5 protein-coding genes are annotated in these 3,998 nt (G+C 42.3%); all 5 read right to left on the reverse strand.

Annotated elements, in window-relative coordinates; all coding sequences use genetic code 11:
- A partial coding sequence (locus L652_RS01000000123225; protein ID WP_033013208.1) for a GTPase occupies positions 1-222 on the reverse strand: 222 nt, incomplete at its 3' end.
- A gap of 74 nt (positions 223-296) precedes the next feature.
- Positions 297-1,475, reverse strand: coding sequence for an outer membrane protein assembly factor BamB (gene bamB / locus L652_RS0104255; RefSeq protein WP_024594675.1), 1,179 nt, complete (start codon positions 1,473-1,475; stop codon positions 297-299).
- Positions 1,476-1,485: 10 nt separating this feature from the next.
- Positions 1,486-2,106, reverse strand: coding sequence for a tetratricopeptide repeat protein (locus tag L652_RS0104260; RefSeq protein WP_024594674.1), 621 nt, complete (start codon positions 2,104-2,106; stop codon positions 1,486-1,488).
- 19 nt (positions 2,107-2,125) lie between these two features.
- The gene (hisS, locus tag L652_RS0104265) at positions 2,126-3,406 is read right to left on the reverse strand and encodes a histidine--tRNA ligase (RefSeq protein ID WP_008168943.1); all 1,281 of its coding nucleotides are present in this window, start codon (positions 3,404-3,406) and stop codon (positions 2,126-2,128) included.
- A 136-nt stretch (positions 3,407-3,542) separates the two neighbouring features.
- The coding region (locus L652_RS0104270) for a flavodoxin-dependent (E)-4-hydroxy-3-methylbut-2-enyl-diphosphate synthase (RefSeq protein ID WP_024603320.1) at positions 3,543-3,998 on the reverse strand (456 nt) is incomplete at its 5' end.

Genomic DNA, 3,998 nt, shown 5'->3' on the forward strand with positions numbered 1-3,998 from the left:
TTGATCTGCCATTTCGATTTCGATGCCTTCTTCTGAGCCATCAATACCGCCCGTGTCTACCACGATAAATTCATAGCCATCGTAACTAGCTTGGCCATATTTTCTATCTCGTGTTAAACCTGGAAAATCGGCTACGAGTGCATCACGAGTACGTGTTAAACGGTTAAATAATGTGGACTTGCCCACATTGGGTCGCCCAACTAGAGCGATCACGGGAAGCATAAACTACCTCTTTAAAAAACAACAAAAGGCTTCGCAGTGCGAAGCCTTAAAAAAACCATATGACTATTAGTAACTTAGTTTGGTATTTTTACCATACTAACTTCACCATCACGGGTGTATAAAATTAGCTTATCGTCGGCAACAACTGGCTCAACAAAAAAGCCTGAGCTGTCAAAGTCTTCTCGAGATACTAGCTCGCCAGTTTCTTTATTTAGCCAATGTAGGTTACCTTCTTGGTCGCCTAAAGCTAAGTGGCTACCTGCAACTGCAGGGCCTGTTAGGTACCAACCACGTAGAGCGGGTTGGCTCCAACGTTCAATACCTGAATTTTTATCTAATGCGTAAATAACACCATCGCTATCTACTAAATAAATTGTTTGTGCATCCATCGCAATTTCGCGGTAGCTGCTGTACTCACGTTTCCACACTACGTTGCCAGAGCGAATATCTACAGCAGCTAAGTTGCCGTTGTAAGCTATAGCGTAAGCGTATGGACCGCTAATAAGTGGTTGAGTGTCTACGTCAACTAGGCGTTCAAATTCTGATGCGCCTTTAGCAACCGCAATTTCTGCGTTCCATGCTGAGTAACCACTGTCTGAAATTAAAACGCTTAGCTTGCCTGTTTCAAGGCCTACTAATACACCACCGTTAGCAACAGTTGGCGAGCTTTGTCCGCGTAATGTTAGTGGTGGAACTTCTTGTTCAAAACTCCAACGCTCTTCGCCCGTATCTGGGTGAAGGGCTAACAATTTACCAGAGCCTAAATTTACAAATATTAAGCCATCGCCTGCTGTCGGTTTAGACAGTGATTCGCCTGGTACATTCTTACGCCAAACTTCTTCACCGGTTTCGCGATCTAGGGCAATAATAAAGCCGTGTTCAGAACCTATATAAATTTTACCATAGGCTTGCAAAATACCACCTGATAATTTTGCATTACCGTTGTCAGCCCATGGCCAAAACGATAAATCTTGGCGTACATCGGTTTCCCACTTGGTATCGCCGTTAGTAAGCGAAAGCGCTTCTACTTGGCCTTCGCGGCTAGCAACATATACAGTATCTTTGTAAACAGCTGGTGTTAAACGAGAAAAGTAATGCTCTACGCCATCACCTACAGATTCTTGCCAAACAACGTCAGTTTCAAATTGGTTTACAATTTCAGGAAGTACTAGTTCATCTTCATCATCACTTGATGAACAACCCATCAGTGTTGCCATACATAGGGCAAGGGCTGCTGTTGTAAATTTTTTCATGCCTAAAACCTTATGCCGCTGGGCTAGTTACTGCTAGGTCATCTAACTTAATTTGTAATAGTGGGTTACTTGTTAATCCACCCGCATCTATTGCTGCTTGGTATGCAGTACGTGCTTGATCTTTGTTACCTTGCTGTGTGTAAATGTCGCCTTTAAGCTCGGCAACGTTTGCATTGAATGCTTCAGGTAATGGTGCATTTAATGTAGTTAATGCATCGTCATAGTTAGTTTGTGCAATTTGAATTCGCGCTAAACGTGTAATCGCAATTGCTTTTAATTCTGTATTTTCAGTATTAGACACTATCCAGCTTAGCTTTTCGCTTGCTACATCTAATTTTTTTGCTTCTACAGCGTCTTTTGCAGCAACAAATGCAGCAAGTGTTGCGTAGTTTGTATCTTTATTTTCGCTAATAAACGCATCAGCTGAAGATAATACATCATCACTTTCAACAAGCGCTGTATATGAATCTGATGCTTTTTCAGCTGTAGTAATTTGGTTTTGGTTATATGCTTTCCAGCCATATAAGCCACCAAGGCCAACAAGTATGCCTAGTGTAAGTGAAATGCCGTTTTCACGGAAAAAGCGTTTAATGGCTTCTGCTTGTTGTTCTTCTGTTGAATAAATATCCATTCTTACCTCTAATGTTCGCTTAGCCGTTAATAAGCTCAGCTAATAGCGCTTTAGCTTGTTCTAATTCTAATGTGACTTGTTCTTTACGCTCGCGTAAATACTTGATGGTCACAACGCCTTTTTCTAATTCATCTTCACCAATAATCACTGCAACAAGTGCATCGCTTTTATCAGCACGTTTTAATTGTTTTTTAAAGTTGCCGCCGCCCGCATGCACCATAACGCGTAAACCCGGTACGTCTTTACGTAGTTGCGCTGCAATTGCAGGAGCTTGAATGCTTGCTTTGTCGCCCATTGCTGCTAAATATACATCAGCATTACGACGAATGTCACCTACACACTCAAGCGCTTGTAGTAATAACACTAAGCGCTCTAGACCCATTGCAAAACCAACTGCTGGCGTTGCTTTACCGCCAAGCTGTTCAACTAAGCCGTCGTAACGACCACCAGCACATACTGTGCCTTGTGCGCCTAAGCTGTCGGTTACCCATTCAAATACGGTACGGTTGTAGTAGTCTAAACCACGTACTAACTTTTCATTAACCGTATATGAGACGCCAGCAGCGTCTAAACGTTCACATAAATTTTCAAAATGTTCTTTTGATTCAGCGTCTAAGTTTTCAGATAGTTTAGGCGCATCAGTTAAAATTGCTTGTACGTCTGGGTTTTTGCTATCAAGTACGCGTAGTGGGTTTGAATACATACGTCGTTTTGAGTCTTCATCAAGCACATCAATGTGTTGCTCAAGGTAGGCTACTAACGCATCACGGTAATCTGCACGCGCTTCGTTAGAGCCTAAAGAATTTAGCTCTAAACGAACGTGGTCAGTAATACCAAAGGCTTCCCATAATTGCGCTGTTAATAAAATAACTTCTGCGTCTATGTCGGCTGTGGCAATACCAAATGTTTCTAAACCAAATTGGTGAAACTGACGGTAACGACCTTTTTGCGGACGCTCGTGACGAAACATTGGACCCATGTACCAAAGGCGTTGTTCTTGGTTATATAGTAAGCCATTTTGGTTGCCAGCACGTACGCATACTGCGGTGCCTTCTGGGCGAAGTGTTAATAAGTCGCCATTGCGATCGGCAAAGGTGTACATTTCTTTTTCTACTATATCGGTAACTTCACCAATAGAGCGTTTAAATAAGTCGGTTGATTCTACAATAGGAAAACGAATTTCTTGATAACCGAACGATGCTACTGTCTCGCGTAAAATGCTTTCTACTTTCTGCCAAACTTGTGTATCGCCCGGCAGACAATCGTTCATACCGCGAACTGCCTGAATTTGTTTTGCCACTGATAAATCCTAAATGCTGTTTATGTGTAATAAAAAATGCTTACACAACAAGAATGCTAAAAATTGACCTGTTATTATAGCGTTTTGGTCATAAAGGTAAACGCCAAACAGCGTGGTTTGGCGCTTTATACGGTATTTATTCGACTATTTTAATATCGATAGGTGTTTGCTGCTCTTTTTGAGCAATAAAGTCGCGCACGTAGCCTTCGAGCTGGTCAACAATGTTGTTGTTGTCAATACGCGCTTTTTGGCGTTCGCCATTAATGTATAAACCTGAGCGACGGTTTGCACCGGCAAGGCCAATATCACTAACAAGTGCTTCACCTGGGCCGTTTACAACACAACCAATTACCGAAACCGATACAGGCTCAATAATATCTTCAAGGCGCTCTTCTAGCTGGTTCATGGTGCTTACTACATCAAACTCTTGACGAGAACAGCTTGGGCAGGCAATAAAGTTAATACCGCGCGAACGTATGCGCAGCGATTTTAAAATATCAAAACCTACTTTAATTTCTTGAACAGGGTCAGCTGCAAGCGACACTCGCAGTGTATCGCCAATACCTTCGGCAAGTAGCATACCTAAACCTAC

Source organism: Pseudoalteromonas sp. TB25, assembly GCF_000497995.1.
In the GTDB taxonomy this organism is placed as follows: domain Bacteria; phylum Pseudomonadota; class Gammaproteobacteria; order Enterobacterales; family Alteromonadaceae; genus Pseudoalteromonas; species Pseudoalteromonas distincta.

Excerpts from the sequence above, each read along its gene's own strand:
- bamB (WP_024594675.1), bottom strand. The coding sequence starts at position 1,475 with ATGAAAAAATTTACAACAGCAGCCCTTGCCCTATGTATGGCAACACTG.
- L652_RS0104260 (WP_024594674.1), bottom strand. The coding sequence starts at position 2,106 with ATGGATATTTATTCAACAGAAGAACAACAAGCAGAAGCCATTAAACGC.